Genomic DNA, 13,381 nt, shown 5'->3' with positions numbered 1-13,381 from the left:
AAAAAATTCACTCCTAGATTAGATAGTTATTTAACTTATCTTTAGCATTAACTTACATATTATATCACAAACATAGTAGAAACAAAGCATGAAATTATGTACAATAGATATATTCGAGGTGATAATGGTGAAAGATATACAATGGAAATTCCTAATCATGGCACTATTGGCAACAGCAAGCATCTCATTTATTGGTATAGCAATTGCTGAAAAAAGCATATTTGGTGCGGTTATCAGCCTGATTATACTATGCGGGATTATGGGCTTTGGTTTTTCTCAAAAGAAAAAATATCGTAATGCCCAAAAGAGCTAAATAAATATTTTTCGCGCAAAAAAAAACCGCCGATTATCTCGGCGTTTTTTTCTGTAATCCCTCTATTTGCCAAGATACGTTTCATTAATCTGTTTATGCAAGCCCGGTTTAGAAGCAAAAAGAGACGAACCATTTACAAAATCAAGCGGCTGGTTATCCATAGTCGTGACTTCTCCTCCGACTTCTTGTAAAAGAACGACCCCGCCTGCAAAATCCCAAGGAGCTAATCTCATTGTCATATACGCGTCAGTTCTCCCAGCCGCTACATAGGCAAGTTCGATTGCTGCTGAACCATATGATCTCGTCCCTCTAACGTCCCGAACGAGAGGTGTAAGAATACTTGGGTCTATCCGGTTATTTTCACCAATCCAAGTTGCATTGATTGATAAGATCATATCACTCACTTCTACCTCTTCCAGCATCGGCAGCCGCTGTTCATTCATAAAAGCACCTTCTCCTTTTATCGCATGATACAATTCATCGTGTATAACATCATAAATTAAGCCAATTTGCCCCACACCATCTTCGTATATCCCGATAGAAATAGCAAAATTCCTCTGCTGGTGAACAAAATTCATTGTCCCGTCAATCGGATCAATAATCCAAACAACACCTGACACGTTTGAGTAATTTGCCTCCATCGCCTCTTCCCCGACAACTTTGTGGTCACTAAAGGTTTCAGCTATTTTGTGTCTGAAAAATAATTCTATTTCCTTATCTAAATTTGTTACTAAATCGTTCCGATTAGATTTAGTTTCAATTGTTAATTCCTCACTAAAGGATTTTTTCAAACGTTCTCCAGCTTCTTTAACCCAAGCTTTGGCATATGTATCAATTTTCTTTCTATCCATATTCAAAACCCCCGCCCCCTGTTCTTTCTATCTATAGATTATCTAATCCCAGCTGATCCTTCAAGTTTTAGAGTTAGTTATTACCAATATTGCTGTTCGTTATACTTATTTACTTTTTTATCATTTTCTATGTATCCAACGATTTCTTCATGAATGATAAATAGCGGATTCACTTATTAAACAACAAGTGTCCGCTATTTACCACCTACAGAATAACTATTAATTTTATACATGAATCCGTCTTTATCTCCTTCTTCATATAAAGGTAGAAATTATAATGCCTTTAATCTTAATAACTCTAAGCGAATCCGCTCAAGCTTTTGTTTACATTGGGTTTTTTTCGGCTCATTTTCTTCACCTATGGCCTCAAATAACGTAGCTAATTCATAATCCATTTCCATCCGTAAAACAGCTGTTCTATGTTTTTCAACTTCCTTCGCCTTCAAAGCTTGATTCATAACTTGTTTCATATTCCATCTGCTCCCTTCGGTATTTAACTAAATTTAATTAACTAAATTTTCAGTTATTTATTTAGTTTTATAGTATGTTGTCTACACCAAAATCGCAACAAAATTGTGCATTTGCCTTAGATATAAAAACGAGATTACTCCTCGTATTTTAGAAAGCGGATTTTTTTTTTTTACTTTTAATTATGCTACAATATGCTTCAGACAAGCAAGTAGGAGGAATAATATGTCCGTTTCAAGTTTTTCAGCAGAAGATTTCAGCGTGTTTAAAATTGATGGCCTCGATCAGCGTATGGAGGCTTTAAAAGAACGAATACAACCCAAGCTTATTGCTCTTGGCGATTTCTTTTCACAAGAACTTTCTGTCATGACAGGAGAAGAAATGTTTACACATGTTGCTAAGCATGCACGCAGGAAAGTTAATCCTCCAAATGATACATGGGTTGCTTTTTCAGGTAATAAACGAGGATACAAAATGGTGCCCCATTTTCAAATCGGCCTTTGGGAAACGCATGTTTTTGTCTGGTTTGCGGTCATTTATGAAGCGCCTATAAAAGCCGAATTTGGTAAAACACTGATGGAGGCTGCAGTTAAAGTAAAAGAGACCATTCCTTCAAACTTCGTTTGGTCAATTGATCATACCAAACCTGCCGTGCTTCCACACCAAGATTTATCTGTTAGCGAACTTGAATCGATTTTTCAGCGCTTACAAAGTGTTAAAAAAGCTGAAATACTTTGCGGTATTCAAATACCTCAAGAAGAAGCTGTGAAAATGACAGATGAAAAATTTGTCGAAAGAATTCGTGATGCATTTGTTGAACTTATACCCTTATATAAATTAACTTAAACACTTAGATATGTTAAAAGAGTAAGAGAGGATGTCCCGAAAAAATCGGGGCATCCTCTCTTACATATACTAATGAGAAGCTCACCTTATCCCAGCTGTCTTTGCGCTTGAAATCAATTCTTCCATTTCCTCATATTTTTCTTCTTCAAATAGGTCGATAATCTTACTCCCTACAATGACTCCATCACAATAAGAAGAGGCTTGTTTAACATGTTCAGGCGTAGATATCCCAAATCCTGCTAAAACCGGGACAGAGCTAAGCGCTTTAACTTCTTGGAGATAAACACCCACTTCCTCCTCAAATGATTCTCTTGTGCCAGTTGTTCCTTTTACCGTCACTGCATAGATAAATCCCTCAGCATCTTTAATAATTTTCTTTAATCGCTCCTTAGGACTTGTTAGTGTCACGAGACGAATTAAAACAATTCCTGACTCCTTAAGAACTGGCCTCAATATCCCCTCTTCTTCTTTTGTTAAACAAATGCAGTTCTCCTTTTAATTTCTTGGCTAAAAATTTGCTGAATTCGTTGGCTTTTCCTTTATCGCCATAAGTAGATAATTCAGGCAGGATAAGTTCTATATAATGTTGAAGTGCAGCCAGCCCTTCAGAATCTTTTACCTGTTCTTTTCCTACTCCTAAAAAGATGGAATGATACCGATCTTCCGTAGCTTTTAAATGAATATAATCGGCATCTGCTTTATAGTCGATGATTTCGTATGGAAAAGCATTTTCACTGTAGTTCCAGTCTAATTGGACGCCGGTTTTTTCTGTAATTGTTTTATAATAATGGAATAATTCTTTAATATCATCTAACTGAACCACTTCAAGTGTTGATCCGGGTATTAATTTAATATAGGCATGCTCAGCCATTTTACCCCTCCTGAACGGAATATTTTCCATTTTATTCTAGCATTTTCTAAATGAGTTATCCATAAAAGTAGCTTAGTAATAGAAGGTGGATTTTAATAATGATGTATATTGGGGAAATATATTTAAATATGTCATACAAATAGGCTTGATATTTTAAATGTGTTATATTATTATTAACTTAATAAAGAAATTAAAGCGTTTTCATTCTAAAATTTCGGAAGGAGTCTGGAAAATATGGGAACTTTAATCTGTAAGCACTGTAACTCAACAATCGATCATTTTGAAGATGAGAAAGTTACGACCCTTTATTCTCAATGTTCTACACATTGCCATGATGACGATTCCGAAAAAGAGTAGTTAGATGAAGAGTGGAAACAATTCCTTATTTCTAAAATGACGAAGCAGCAATAAGCACCCAAACAGTTGTCAGGGTGCTTGTTGCTGCTTATTTTATTGCTTTATATTCTTTAATGACGCGAAGTGACTTCATATCCGGATCTTCTGGTCCTTGAACAGGGAGGCCAGCTTGAATATTAGTTTGGATATAATCAAGATTTTCCTGCGTAATAATTTCACCAGGTATGAAAATCGGAATGCCTGGCGGGTACACCATTACAAACTCAGCGATAATCCGACCAACCGTTTCTTGAAAAGGTACAACTTCAGTTTTTGCATAAAATGCATCCCGAGGTGTTAAGGCCAGCAGGGGAATGGATGGAAGCAACACTTCAGCAGCCAATGTGTTTTTATCTGTTAAAGGTGCGAATTCAGCAGAAAGGTTACTTAAGGCATTAAGAAGGATTTCTGCTTCAAGTGAAGTGTCACCAGGTGTGATGATACATAAAATATTATATAAATCGGATAGTTCCACTTCAATATTATAGGTTTTACGAAGCCACTTTTCTACTTCATATCCTGTAATTCCGAGTTCTTTAACAGAGATAATTAGTTTAGTAGGATCAAAATCAAATGTAGCTTTTGAACCAATAATTTCTTCCCCTACACAGTGAAGTAAAGGAATTTCATTAATGGCTGTTCTCAACGCTCGGGACAGCTTAATTGTTTCATCCATTAATTGATACCCTTCTGTTGCAAGCCTCTTTCGTGCAACGTCAAGAGAGGCCAGCAGGATGTACGAAGTCGATGTGGTTGTCATCATGCTGAGAATAGACTGTACATGATTAGCAGAAACAAGTCCTTCTCGGACGTTTAATACAGAACTTTGGGTCATTGAACCGCCAAGTTTATGAACGCTTGTAGCGGCCATATCAGCTCCTGCCTGCATCGCAGATAAGGGAAGCTCATCATGAAAGTGAATATGGACACCATGCGCTTCGTCAACTAAAACAGGCACATGATACGAATGGGCAATGTCTACGATTCTTTTTAAATCAGCTGATATTCCGAAGTAAGTTGGATTAATGACAAGTAATCCTTTTGCATCAGGATGAGCGTTCAGTGCATGTTCTACAGACTCGGTTGTAATCCCATGTGAAATCCCAAGATTGTTATCAATTTCAGGGTGAATAAAGATTGGTACAGCCCCAGAAAATACGATAGCTGTCATGATCGACTTATGAACATTTCTAGGGATGATAATTTTATCTCCTGGTCCGCATACAGCCATTATCATGGTCATTATGGCTCCGCTTGTACCCTGTACAGAGAAAAATGTGTGATCTGCTCCAAAGGCTTCTGCAGCTAAATCTTGAGCCTCTTTTATTATTCCCTTTGGCTGATGCAAGTCGTCTAAGGGCGCGATATTTATTAAATCAATGGATAAGGCATTATCTCCGATAAATTCACGAAACTCTGGATCAATGCCTTGCCCCTTTTTATGGCCTGGAATATGAAATTGTACGGGGTTCTTTGCTGCGTGTTTTTTTAGACCTGTAAATAATGGTGTGTCAAATTGGGACAATTCTTCTAGCCTCACTTCTGAAAAAATTTGCAATAATAAAACAAATGAATTATAGCATGGATAAGAACTTGTGTATAGAGTTTTACTGGAAGGATTGGAAAGGATAAAGCGCAGGAGCGAAGATAAGGATGCGGAAGTTTTTTTCTAGTCTTCTGTATCGGATTTAGTTACACTATATGTACATGATATAGATGTTAAAAAAGGGGGAAATTTAATGGAATGGAAAACGAGGGTAACGGAAGTGTTTGGAATAAAATATCCAATCATTCAAGGTGGACTTGCACACTTAGCCTATGCGGAACTTGCTGCGGCAGTGTCAAATGCAGGGGGACTAGGGCAGGTGACGGCTATGTCGCTTGACAGCCCGGAACAACTGCTTGAGGAAATTCTAAAAACAAAATCGTTGACAGATAAACCTTTTGGCGTTAACTTTGCTATTGGTCAGCATGGCAGGTCATATGAACATTTCCTAGAGGCTGCGCTTAAGGAAAATGTAGCCGCTGTCTCCGTAACAGGGGGGAACCCCTTACCGTTTATGAACATTGTCAAAGATACCCCGGTGAAAAAACTGGTTTTGGTTGCTGCAAGAAGACAGGCTGTTAAAGCTGAACAGTCAGGTGCTGATGCGGTAATGGTTGTTGGCCATGAAGGCGGAGGGCACCTTGGCAGAGATGATGTCGGCTCAATGGTATTAGTACCTCAAGTAGTTGACTCTGTTTCAATCCCTGTAATCGCTTCCGGCGGATTTGGTGATGGTCGTGGCTTAATGGCAGCACTTGCCCTGGGAGCAGAAGGTATCGAAATGGGAACAAGGTTTATTGCGACTAAAGAATGTGTTCATGCTCATGAGGCTTACAAAAAGGCGCTCATTGAGGGGAATGAATATGATACAGTTGTGATTAAACGATCTATAGGTGCACCAGCACGAGCTATTGCAGGTGCATGGACAGATAAAATCCTGAGAATTGAACAGGAAAATGGCGGTTATGAACAGTTAAAAGAATACATAAGCGGTCAAACCAATCAAAGATATATATTTGAAGGAAAAGAAGAGCAAGGATTTGGTTGGGCTGGACAAGTAATGGGACTGATTAAGGATGTCCCTGCCACGCATGATTTATTTAAAAGAATTATTGGCGAAGCGGAAAAGATTCGTTCTAAATGGGCATAATAAAATCAAAACTTAGAATAGTAGGGGACGAATAATGGAATATCAATATCCGATGGATTTTAGCTGGACAACAGAAGAGGTAGTCGATGTTATTCATTTTTTTGAAGCGGTCGAAAAAGCTTATGAGAGTCGAATAAGTAAAGAAGAATTTATGAAGGCGTATCGTAGATTTAAAGAAATAGTTCCTGGTAAGGCCGATGAAAAGAACTATTGTGATGAATTTGAAGGAAGTAGTGGATACTCTGCCTATGCTGTGTTGAAGAAAGCCAAGGAACTTAATTCAGATGAGGATCTTACATTTCAGAAATAGGTTTAATAATAAGAAAATTCACGATTATTTATTGACTTCTTATAAAAAAGGATTTAGTATGTTAAGTAATTAATCAAACAATAAAAGCTTTGACGAAGAAGAGTACCTTATTGACTGTTCTATAGAGAGCCGGTGGGTGGTGTAAACCGGTGGGCAACAGTAAGCGAATGGACTTCCGAGCTCCAAACTGAACCTGGATGTTTCAGCAGTAGGCTTTGGCGGATACGTCTTACCGTTATTTGAGACAGGTATTCACATTTGGATACTATAAAGTGAGCTTCTTAGCTAATAAAGGTGGTACCGCGGGGTCCTCGTCCTTTTGGATAGGGGGCCTTTTTGCGTTCTCTAAAATTTAATATGAGCATGTTGATCAAGAGTAGTAACCTTTACAGAATGCGTAACAGAGAGCCGGAACAGGTGGAATCCGGTACGATATGTAAGGTGAATGGACTTGTGAGTGTTTCTCTATCAATGGGTAGAGTTACGGGCGATCCTCCGTTACAAGGATAGATACAGAGTAATCTGTATTAAAAAAGAGGAAAGCTAAACGCAGCTTTCAATCTGAGGTGGCACCGCGGTAATTTTATCGTCCTCTGCAAACATACTGTTTGCAGAGGACTTTTTTTATGCGAAAAAGGGGGAAATGAGAAGGATGGGACAGAAAAAAATCAGTTTTCAGATGGAAACGGTAGAAGGCGATATTCATACACCGATTTCAATATTCCAAAAAATGAATGGACCCAAAAAGTTTTTACTTGAAAGCTCAACGTCCCACCATGACCAAGGAAGATATTCCTACATGGGGATGAGTCCTTATAAAGAAGCTATTTCAAGGGAAGCATGCATTGAAATTAGAGAAGGATTGCAGTCCAGAGAGCAAGAGATGAGGTTAGTCGATTATTTAAAACAAGAGTTTATATTCGAGCTCGAAGCAAAAACGGAAATCCCCTTTATAGGAGGGGCAGTTGGCTACATGGGCTACGATATGATTCGACATTATGAATCGATTGGTTCTTTGCCTCAAGATACACTGGGGATGCCGGATGCACACTTCTTGTTTTTTAAAGATATCTTCATTTTTGATCACCAGCTGCAAAAAATTCATCTCGTTACATCAGGTGAGCAGGCAGAAGTCAGGTTAAAAGAGATGAAAGAATTGCTTAATCAACCACAGGCTGCAGAAGAAAAAAGTGTGGAACAATTATCCTTTACTTCTAATATGACCAAAGATCACTTTATAAAAATAGTAGAGGAAGCGAAACAAGCAATTATTAACGGTGATATCTTTCAAGTTGTTTTGTCTCAGCGTTATCAATCATCCTTTACTGGTCATCCATTTGGGGTGTATCGCCGACTAAGACTTTCGAATCCTTCGCCATATATGTTTTATATAGATTTTGGTGATTATACAATCCTTGGCTCTTCACCAGAAAGTTTAATAAGTGTTAGAGGGAAATCCGTAACGGTTAATCCGATTGCGGGTACCAGACCAAGAGGAGAAACGGATGAGGAAGATAAGAGTCATGCGCAAAACCTTCTTCAAGATGAGAAGGAATTAGCAGAACATCGAATGCTGGTTGATCTGGGCCGGAACGATCTTGGTCGTGTTTGCGAAATTGGTTCTGTTGCCCTCAGCTCTACTATGAATATTGAACGTTACCGTCATGTCATGCATTTAACCTCGAAGGTGGGAGGCACCTTAAAGGCAGAGTTAACAGGTTTAGATGCCTTGGCATCCTGTCTGCCGGCCGGAACCGTGTCAGGTGCACCAAAGATAAGAGCGATGGAAATAATCAATGAGTTAGAAGATTGTAAACGTGGTGTTTATGCTGGTTCCGTCGGCTATATTGGCTATGGCGGGAACCTTGATATGGCATTGGCTATACGGACAATGGTTATTAAGGATAATCTTGCTTTTGTACAGGCGGGTGCAGGGATTGTCTATGACTCTGTTCCTGAAACGGAATATGAAGAAACGAAAAACAAAGCAAAAGCTTTGCTGGAGGTGCAAACACATGATCCTATTAATCGATAATTATGATTCGTTTACCTTTAACTTATATCAATATATAGGAGAAGTAGAGAGTGATATTCTGATTTTACGGAATGATGAGGTGACCATTGACGAAATAAAAAAGCTGAATCCTGAAGCAATTGTCATATCACCTGGTCCAGGACGGCCTGAAAACGCGGGGATATGTGTAGACGTAATTCAAACCTATTGTGCATCGATACCGATTCTTGGAATTTGTTTGGGGCATCAAGCCATTGCGGCTGCATTCGGTGGTAAGGTGATCGGAGCCAAACGAATTGTCCATGGCAAGACGTCCGTTATGGTTCACACAGGAACTGGACTATTTACTGGAATAGAAGCGAATTTTGAAGCAATGCGCTACCATTCCCTTGTTGTGGAGAAAGAAAGTCTGCCTAAAGAGTTTGATATTCTTGCTTACGCTGCTGATGATGAAGAAATTATGGCGATCGAGCATCAGACATTCCCTTTATATGGCGTTCAATTCCATCCGGAATCGATTGGAACTAAGATAGGAAAGTTGTTGCTACATCAGTTTATCAAGAGAATAAGGGAGGAGAAATGTCATGAAACAGTTTCTTGAAAAACTATCACTGCATCAGCCTTTATCTACTATTGAAATAAATGAAGCAGCAGCAGCTATCTTTGCAGAGCATACGACTGAAACGGAAATAGCAGCATTCCTAATGGCACTTAAATCAAAAGGTGAAACAGCAACCGAAATAGCTGGTCTTGTTGATGTATTGCGGCAGCAGGCTCTGCCAATTCAAACGCAAGCGAGAAATATCATGGACAATTGCGGTACTGGCGGAGACGGCTCACAAAGCTTTAATATCAGCTCAACTGCCGCATTCGTTTTGGCTGGAGCGGGAATAACAGTCGCTAAACATGGAAGCCGCAGTGTTTCAAGTAAAACCGGTAGTGCGGATGTCCTGGAAGAGCTGGGAATTAATATTTATCTTGAAACTGCACAAATAGAAGAATCGTTAAGCGAGATTGGCATTAGCTTTCTGTTTGCGCCGTCTATCCAACCTAATTTAGGGAGAATTACAAGGATAAGAAAGGAATTAAAAATCCCGACCGTATTTAATTTGATTGGTCCATTAACCAATCCAGTGAATCTACAATCACAGCTGATAGGCGTGTATCGCAGTGATATGTTGGAATTGTTTGCGAACGTACTTAAAAAGCTTGGCCGCAAGCGGGCAGTAGCCGTAACTGGGGCGGGCAATATGGACGAAGCAAGTCTTCAAGGAGAAAACAAAATTGTTCTTCTTAATGAAGGAGACATCACTTCGTTCACACTGCACCCAGAGGAAGTGAATTTACCGCTTTATACCAATGATAAGATTCGAGGCGGCAGCGCCCATGAAAATGCAGCTATTATGATGAGTGTTTTGAAGAATGAAAAAGGTGCATATCGAGATACAGTTTTGCTAAACGCTGGTTTAGGGGTCTTCGCAAATGGAAAGGCTGCGACCATTTTAGAGGGCATTAACACCGCTAGGGAAAGCCTAGAAAGCGGCAGTGCCCTTGCTAAACTTGAAGCGTTAATTAGTTATTGTCAAAAAAAGAAGGTGGTTATGTAATATGGTTGATTTCCTAACTAAAATTCTGGATGCAAAAAAAGAAGAAGTGAAAGAGCTGAAACGAAATCCTTCCCATATACAAGAGCCTGCCAGAAAGGTTTCATCCCTGGTTGAAGTGCTGACATCATCCTCAAAAATGCAGGTGATTGCCGAAATTAAGCGAGCTTCTCCATCAAAAGGTGAAATTAAACTCGAAGTAGATCCAGCTCAGCAAGCAACTAAGTATGAAGAAGCAGGAGCTGCCGCCATTTCAGTTCTGACGGATACTGCATATTTTAAAGGGTCTACTGAGGATCTTGCTTTGATCAGCCGTTCCGTAAAGCTGCCGCTGCTGTGTAAAGACTTTATCATTGATCAAATTCAGATTGATATTGCGAAGAAGGCAGGTGCGCAAGTTATCTTACTGATTGTGGCTGCCCTGACTCAAGAAAAACTTGAAAATTTGTATCATTATGCGAAGCTGCAAAATTTAGAGGTGTTGGTTGAAGTTCATAATGAACAAGAGCTAAATCAAGCCATGCTTCTTCACCCAGAATTAATCGGGGTAAATAACCGGAATTTAAAAACCTTTGAAATTGATCTTGAGGTTACGGACAGACTGGGTGCCATTTTAAAGAAAGCTGATCAACTGTTCATCAGTGAAAGTGGAATTAAAACACCTGCAGACGTGTTAAGGGTAAAAAAAGCCGGAGCAAAAGGAATATTAGTCGGTGAAACATTGATGAAGTCAACGGATGTAGCACAAAGTCTTGCTGCATTTCAGCTTTAATAGGAAGGAGCAGTGTATGAAGGTAAAAATATGTGGACTAACGACTCTGGAAGCAGCTCAAACAGCAGAAAACGCCGGAGCCGATTTCCTTGGATTTATTTTTGCGGATAGTAAGCGGAAGATTAGTCCAGAAAAAGCAAAAGAAATTATTGAAGAACTGAATGGAAAAGCATTAAAGGTCGGTGTATTTGTGGATGAAAGTCTTGAAGAAATAGAACGAATTCAACGACTAACAGGAATTGATATCATTCAGCTGCATGGACAGGAAAGTATTGAAAAAGCAGGTTCCTTTTCAGTACCCGTTATAAAAGCTTTCTCTATCCAAAACGAAGTGGATCTCAGAAAAATCGAAGGTTATCCTGTTGATTATCAGTTGCTTGACCTCCCTAAGAATTCGCAATCTTCAAGCAAAAAAACCTTGGATTGGCAGATGATTCATAGGCTTCGTCAATCTTGTAACCGACTGATTCTAGCTGGAGGCTTAACACCGATGAATGTCTCTGAGGCAATCAAACTGGTTCAGCCGTTTGCTGTCGATGTGTCAAGCGGTGTGGAGACAAATGGTTATAAAGATCATGAGAAAATTAGATTATTTATTAAAAATGCAAAGCAATAAGAAATGGAGGCAGTACTTATGAGTACAGTGGATAGCTATTTACAGCCAACTAAAGATGGTCATTTTGGAGAATATGGCGGTCGTTTTGTTCCGGAGACCTTGATGGCTGCAGTTCTCGAATTGGAACAGACCTATGAAGAGTCAAAAAAGGATGAGAGTTTTCAAAAAGAACTTGCCTACTATTTAAAAGATTATATTGGCCGAGAAACACCGCTCTATTATGCTGCCAATTTAACAAAGATTGCTGGTGGAGCAAAAATCTATCTGAAACGTGAAGATTTGAATCATACCGGCGCACACAAAATCAATAATACAATTGGTCAAGCACTCTTAGCACAAAGGATGGGAAAAAAGAAAGTCGTAGCGGAAACTGGGGCCGGACAGCATGGTGTCGCAACTGCTACGGTATGTGCATTATTGAATTTAGAATGCATCATTTTTATGGGTGCAGAGGATGTTGAACGCCAAAAATTAAACGTCTTTCGGATGGAGCTGCTTGGAGCTAAGGTGGTTTCAGTAGAACAAGGCAGTGCTACCTTAAAAGATGCAGTTAATGAAGCGCTTCGCTATTGGGTTGCCAACGTTACAGATACTCATTACATTATGGGGTCTGTACTAGGACCGCATCCATTCCCAGTAATCGTCCGGGACTTCCAAAGCGTGATCGGTATCGAAACAAAGCGGCAATATGCAGAAATTGAAGGTAATCTACCAGATGCAGTTGTAGCCTGCATAGGCGGCGGCAGTAATTCAATGGGGATGTTTTATCCCTTCATTGAGGACGAAAAAGTGAAGCTGATTGGTGTAGAAGCGGCTGGAAGCGGAATTGAAACGGGTCTTCATGCGGCAACTCTTACAGAGGGAAAAAAAGGTGTTCTGCACGGAGCGCTGATGTACCTATTACAAAATGAAGACGGACAAATTCAGGAGGCACATTCGATTTCTGCAGGTCTCGACTATCCAGGCGTAGGACCAGAGCATTGTTACCTTAAGGATCAAAACAGGGTTTCGTATACCTCAGTGACGGATAAGGAAGCACTAGAAGCACTTCTGCTGCTCTCTAAGAAGGAAGGCATTATTCCTGCCCTAGAAAGTTCACATGCGGTTGCACATGCAATGAAGGTAGCGGCGGAAATGGAACAAAATCAGGGATTAGTTATTTGTTTATCTGGCCGCGGGGATAAAGATGTTGAAACCGTTCGTAGAGTAATGGGAGGGAACCAAGATGACAAATAAACTAGCAAACGCACTGCGTAAAGGTGCCGACGAAGGGGAAAAGGCATTTATTCCTTATATTATGGCAGGTGATGGCGGATTAGATCAGCTGTTGAGTAGAATTAACAGGCTTGAAAAAGCAGGTGCTGCCGCTATCGAACTAGGTATCCCTTTTTCTGATCCCGTTGCAGATGGACCCGTGATTCAAAGGGCTGGATTAAGATCTCTTAAACAAGGGGTGACACTAAAGAAAATTTTTAGTACTTTGCATGAGATTCAGGATCAAATAACGATTCCTATTATCTTTATGAGTTATTTAAATTCGATTATGGCATATGGATTTGAACAATTTGCAAGAGACTGCGTTAAGTCAGGTGTATCTGGGTGTATTGTACCTGATCTTCCTTTT

17 protein-coding genes and 2 other annotated features are annotated in these 13,381 nt (G+C 39.6%); of the genes, 12 read left to right on the top strand and 5 right to left on the bottom strand.

What is annotated here, in order from left to right; all coding sequences use genetic code 11:
* The first annotated feature begins 124 nt into the window (after window positions 1-124).
* The gene (locus WYK_RS08860) at window positions 125-313 is read left to right on the top strand and encodes a YlaF family protein (protein ID WP_328286279.1); all 189 of its coding nucleotides are present in this window, start codon (window positions 125-127) and stop codon (window positions 311-313) included.
* Window positions 314-375: 62 nt separating this feature from the next.
* On the opposite strand, the gene WYK_RS08855 is transcribed toward WYK_RS08860, so the two are convergent.
* Window positions 376-1,164 (bottom strand): inositol monophosphatase family protein, encoded by a 789-nt coding sequence (locus tag WYK_RS08855; RefSeq protein WP_040374159.1) that lies wholly within the window; start codon window positions 1,162-1,164, stop codon window positions 376-378.
* Window positions 1,165-1,436: 272 nt separating this feature from the next.
* Entirely contained in the window at window positions 1,437-1,634 is a 198-nt protein-coding gene (locus WYK_RS08850; protein WP_040374156.1) for a hypothetical protein, read from the bottom strand.
* A gap of 223 nt (window positions 1,635-1,857) precedes the next feature.
* Between WYK_RS08850 and WYK_RS08845 the strand changes: the two genes are divergently transcribed.
* Complete coding sequence (locus WYK_RS08845; protein WP_040374155.1) at window positions 1,858-2,478, top strand: YktB family protein; 621 nt, start codon at window positions 1,858-1,860, stop codon at window positions 2,476-2,478.
* An 81-nt stretch (window positions 2,479-2,559) separates the two neighbouring features.
* Here the strand turns inward: WYK_RS08845 and WYK_RS08840 are convergent, their stop codons facing one another.
* Window positions 2,560-2,931, bottom strand: a complete 372-nt coding sequence (locus WYK_RS08840) for a tryptophan synthase subunit alpha (protein WP_051387392.1) — start codon at window positions 2,929-2,931, stop codon at window positions 2,560-2,562.
* The gene (locus WYK_RS08835) at window positions 2,915-3,349 is read right to left on the bottom strand and encodes a DUF1885 family protein (RefSeq protein WP_040374154.1); all 435 of its coding nucleotides are present in this window, start codon (window positions 3,347-3,349) and stop codon (window positions 2,915-2,917) included. Before WYK_RS08835 ends, WYK_RS08840 begins: the two co-directional genes overlap by 17 nt.
* A gap of 234 nt (window positions 3,350-3,583) precedes the next feature.
* On the opposite strand from WYK_RS08835, the gene WYK_RS23900 reads away from it, so the two are divergent.
* Complete coding sequence (locus WYK_RS23900) at window positions 3,584-3,706, top strand: GapA-binding peptide SR1P (RefSeq protein ID WP_081704824.1); 123 nt, start codon at window positions 3,584-3,586, stop codon at window positions 3,704-3,706.
* 88 nt (window positions 3,707-3,794) lie between these two features.
* Here WYK_RS23900 and WYK_RS08830 read toward each other — a convergent pair whose 3' ends face one another.
* The gene (locus WYK_RS08830; protein ID WP_040374153.1) at window positions 3,795-5,270 is read right to left on the bottom strand and encodes an aminotransferase class I/II-fold pyridoxal phosphate-dependent enzyme; all 1,476 of its coding nucleotides are present in this window, start codon (window positions 5,268-5,270) and stop codon (window positions 3,795-3,797) included.
* A 214-nt stretch (window positions 5,271-5,484) separates the two neighbouring features.
* Between WYK_RS08830 and WYK_RS08825 the strand changes: the two genes are divergently transcribed.
* The 9 genes from WYK_RS08825 to trpA all read left to right on the top strand — a co-directional run.
* Window positions 5,485-6,441 carry an NAD(P)H-dependent flavin oxidoreductase gene (locus tag WYK_RS08825; RefSeq protein WP_040374152.1) on the top strand — a complete coding sequence of 319 codons (957 nt, stop codon included), beginning with the start codon at window positions 5,485-5,487 and terminating at the stop codon, window positions 6,439-6,441.
* A gap of 34 nt (window positions 6,442-6,475) precedes the next feature.
* Window positions 6,476-6,751, top strand: a complete 276-nt coding sequence (locus tag WYK_RS08820; RefSeq protein WP_040374151.1) for a UPF0223 family protein — start codon at window positions 6,476-6,478, stop codon at window positions 6,749-6,751.
* A gap of 80 nt (window positions 6,752-6,831) precedes the next feature.
* Window positions 6,832-7,073, top strand: a binding site (T-box leader).
* A 35-nt stretch (window positions 7,074-7,108) separates the two neighbouring features.
* Window positions 7,109-7,348 (top strand) — a binding site (T-box leader).
* A 46-nt stretch (window positions 7,349-7,394) separates the two neighbouring features.
* Window positions 7,395-8,786 (top strand): anthranilate synthase component I, encoded by a 1,392-nt coding sequence (trpE, locus tag WYK_RS08815; RefSeq protein WP_051387391.1) that lies wholly within the window; start codon window positions 7,395-7,397, stop codon window positions 8,784-8,786.
* Window positions 8,767-9,366 carry an anthranilate synthase component II gene (locus tag WYK_RS08810; RefSeq protein WP_040374149.1) on the top strand — a complete coding sequence of 200 codons (600 nt, stop codon included), beginning with the start codon at window positions 8,767-8,769 and terminating at the stop codon, window positions 9,364-9,366. Before trpE ends, WYK_RS08810 begins: the two co-directional genes overlap by 20 nt.
* Complete coding sequence (trpD, locus tag WYK_RS08805; protein WP_040374148.1) at window positions 9,350-10,372, top strand: anthranilate phosphoribosyltransferase; 1,023 nt, start codon at window positions 9,350-9,352, stop codon at window positions 10,370-10,372. The genes WYK_RS08810 and trpD overlap by 17 nt, the downstream gene beginning before the upstream one ends.
* A 1-nt stretch (window position 10,373) precedes the next feature.
* Window positions 10,374-11,141: an indole-3-glycerol phosphate synthase TrpC gene (gene trpC, locus WYK_RS08800; protein WP_040374147.1), complete on the top strand. Its 768-nt coding sequence runs from the start codon at window positions 10,374-10,376 to the stop codon at window positions 11,139-11,141.
* Between the two features lie 16 nt (window positions 11,142-11,157).
* Entirely contained in the window at window positions 11,158-11,757 is a 600-nt protein-coding gene (locus WYK_RS08795) for a phosphoribosylanthranilate isomerase (RefSeq protein ID WP_040374146.1), read from the top strand.
* 18 nt (window positions 11,758-11,775) lie between these two features.
* Window positions 11,776-12,993: a tryptophan synthase subunit beta gene (trpB, locus tag WYK_RS08790; RefSeq protein ID WP_040374145.1), complete on the top strand. Its 1,218-nt coding sequence runs from the start codon at window positions 11,776-11,778 to the stop codon at window positions 12,991-12,993.
* Window positions 12,983-13,381: tryptophan synthase subunit alpha (trpA, locus tag WYK_RS08785; protein ID WP_081704826.1), on the top strand; the 399-nt coding region annotated here is incomplete at its 3' end. The genes trpB and trpA, both read left to right, overlap by 11 nt.

Source organism: Peribacillus psychrosaccharolyticus ATCC 23296 (assembly GCF_000305495.1).
In the GTDB taxonomy this organism is placed as follows: domain Bacteria; phylum Bacillota; class Bacilli; order Bacillales; family DSM-1321; genus Peribacillus; species Peribacillus psychrosaccharolyticus.
Note: the sequence above shows the minus strand (reverse complement) of the source record. Positions and strands in the feature narration are given on the sequence as shown.

What these genes read in the sequence shown, in the direction of transcription:
- WYK_RS08860 (WP_328286279.1), top strand. Translation starts at nt 125, where the DNA reads ATGGTGAAAGATATACAATGGAAATTCCTAATCATGGCACTATTGGCA.
- WYK_RS08855 (WP_040374159.1), bottom strand. Translation starts at nt 1,164, where the DNA reads ATGGATAGAAAGAAAATTGATACATATGCCAAAGCTTGGGTTAAAGAA.
- WYK_RS08850 (WP_040374156.1), bottom strand. Translation starts at nt 1,634, where the DNA reads ATGAAACAAGTTATGAATCAAGCTTTGAAGGCGAAGGAAGTTGAAAAA.
- WYK_RS08845 (WP_040374155.1), top strand. Translation starts at nt 1,858, where the DNA reads ATGTCCGTTTCAAGTTTTTCAGCAGAAGATTTCAGCGTGTTTAAAATT.
- WYK_RS08835 (WP_040374154.1), bottom strand. Translation starts at nt 3,349, where the DNA reads ATGGCTGAGCATGCCTATATTAAATTAATACCCGGATCAACACTTGAA.
- WYK_RS23900 (WP_081704824.1), top strand. Translation starts at nt 3,584, where the DNA reads ATGGGAACTTTAATCTGTAAGCACTGTAACTCAACAATCGATCATTTT.
- WYK_RS08825 (WP_040374152.1), top strand. Translation starts at nt 5,485, where the DNA reads ATGGAATGGAAAACGAGGGTAACGGAAGTGTTTGGAATAAAATATCCA.
- WYK_RS08820 (WP_040374151.1), top strand. Translation starts at nt 6,476, where the DNA reads ATGGAATATCAATATCCGATGGATTTTAGCTGGACAACAGAAGAGGTA.
- trpE (WP_051387391.1), top strand. Translation starts at nt 7,395, where the DNA reads ATGAGAAGGATGGGACAGAAAAAAATCAGTTTTCAGATGGAAACGGTA.
- WYK_RS08810 (WP_040374149.1), top strand. Translation starts at nt 8,767, where the DNA reads ATGATCCTATTAATCGATAATTATGATTCGTTTACCTTTAACTTATAT.
- trpD (WP_040374148.1), top strand. Translation starts at nt 9,350, where the DNA reads ATGAAACAGTTTCTTGAAAAACTATCACTGCATCAGCCTTTATCTACT.
- trpC (WP_040374147.1), top strand. Translation starts at nt 10,374, where the DNA reads ATGGTTGATTTCCTAACTAAAATTCTGGATGCAAAAAAAGAAGAAGTG.
- WYK_RS08795 (WP_040374146.1), top strand. Translation starts at nt 11,158, where the DNA reads ATGAAGGTAAAAATATGTGGACTAACGACTCTGGAAGCAGCTCAAACA.
- trpB (WP_040374145.1), top strand. Translation starts at nt 11,776, where the DNA reads ATGAGTACAGTGGATAGCTATTTACAGCCAACTAAAGATGGTCATTTT.